Source organism: Rhodanobacter spathiphylli B39 (assembly GCF_000264295.1).
Classification (GTDB): Bacteria; Pseudomonadota; Gammaproteobacteria; order Xanthomonadales; family Rhodanobacteraceae; genus Rhodanobacter; species Rhodanobacter spathiphylli.
This window is the reverse complement of the sequence record NZ_AJXT01000083.1, coordinates 1-1531: the sequence shown is the minus strand read 5'-3', so window position 1 is coordinate 1531 and position 1531 is coordinate 1. Positions and strand designations below refer to the sequence as shown.

The 1531-nt window shown below is 48.9% G+C and carries 2 protein-coding genes; both read left to right on the top strand.

From position 1 onward, the window contains the following. Positions 1-559: hypothetical protein (locus tag UU7_RS18525; RefSeq protein WP_238530977.1), on the top strand; the 559-nt coding region annotated here is incomplete at its 5' end. A gap of 4 nt (positions 560-563) precedes the next feature. Then, positions 564-1250, top strand: a complete 687-nt coding sequence (locus UU7_RS18520) for a hypothetical protein (RefSeq protein WP_157582411.1) — start codon at positions 564-566, stop codon at positions 1248-1250. Positions 1251-1531: the final 281 nt, after the last annotated feature.

The following is a 1531-nucleotide window of genomic DNA, read 5'->3' as shown; positions in this document are numbered from 1 at the left end:
TGACATTTGCATGGGGAACATGGAATGCATATCCAGTGGGTCAGCGGGTGGTGGAAGTGTTAGTGGCTCGGGCGAGGGAGATTCAGTGAGCCTAAAAGCATCCAGCCAACAAGCTGCAGTGACCAACGCAGCGAGCCAAGCGAACCGTTATGGCCGCTATAAGATGCCGTCCGGATGGACCTTTAAAATAGATGCGCGCTATGCGTATCGTGAAAGCGAAGACAGCCCGACAATCCTTACAGATAAGCCATCAAATGACCCGACCTTACGTGGCGTGCCGGCAGAATCCGATGAAATGAATAAAATTACTACATTTTATCAAGGTGCATTTCAAGAATTTAATAATCAATACTTATATTACAGGGATGTGGATGAAATTAAGCCGATGCTAGAATTACGTTCCTTCACATTGAGTGCCAATAACTCGTTACTCTTCATTACCGAGCATGAGTTCGTGCATATAAACCTTCATTCTGCCAACGACCCAGAAGGAGAGGGTGTTGCAAATTTTCGGGCGAGTAAGGCGGTAAATTCATATATACGTAATGGAGGGCACTGATCACATGACACCCATCATATCTTCCAAGTCGATTTTGGTAGCTTCAGCGCGAAAATCGTGGGCCGTACCGCTATTTTTTATTGCACTTATGGGGTGGATGACTACTCCGACTGCCTCCGCCGGTCAATTCAATCAGCTTGCTCACGCAAAGTATATGTTCATTGGGGTTGTCACTGAAGCGAAGGTGGAGGCTCGGGCCGATTCTGCCTCAGGAGTGGCTGAAGGATCAAAGCGTTCATCGCGAGGAATAAACTACGTAAAAGCCTTGGTGTCGCCGCAGAAAACATTGACAGACGCACCTAAAGGTCCCGTGGGCAGCCAAAATGTATATATCTGCGCAGCTGATATATCTGTCGGAGCTACTTATCTCTTTATTCTCGGCGATCCTGATGAAAGGAGGGGCTGCTTCCATTCCGTACCTTTCTTGCTTGGTGCGTTGCCAGGTAAGTCGCCAAACAGCAGTATTGTTTTAACGGCGGACACCATTTTCATGATGCCCGAATCGCCAAATTTGGATCAGTTTCCAATTGCAATGCCAGATGCTAACGTTAGCGGGAACTTCTGCAAACGGAAAATTGTGGTGTTGCATAGCTACATGGACCTTCATGTCTTCTTGCGCCTGCTTAAAGAAGAAAGAGCAAAAGGAACGAACAAAAACCAATCAAAGGCAATCAAAGGGGACGGAGCCTGAGGTTTCCCCACGAATCCCCTCGATCAATCAACACGTAATTTTCAACTCAAGGGGACGCAACTAAAGGAGGCGTGGCTAATTAAATCGGTTCAACTAAAGGGGTGTGGCTAATTAAATCGGTTGGGGTACATGCCGCCGAATTAAATGGGACGTGGCTAATTAAATTCGTTTCGCGGTGAGCTTCAAGGTGCGCGCCTGCAGCGCCGCCGGCTGCTCGGCGTGGAGCACCAGCACCAACCACGGCGGTGCGGCGCCCGCAGGGATCGCCACGCTGAGCGTGC

What these genes read in the sequence shown, in the direction of transcription:
- UU7_RS18520 (WP_157582411.1), top strand. Translation starts at nt 564, where the DNA reads ATGACACCCATCATATCTTCCAAGTCGATTTTGGTAGCTTCAGCGCGA.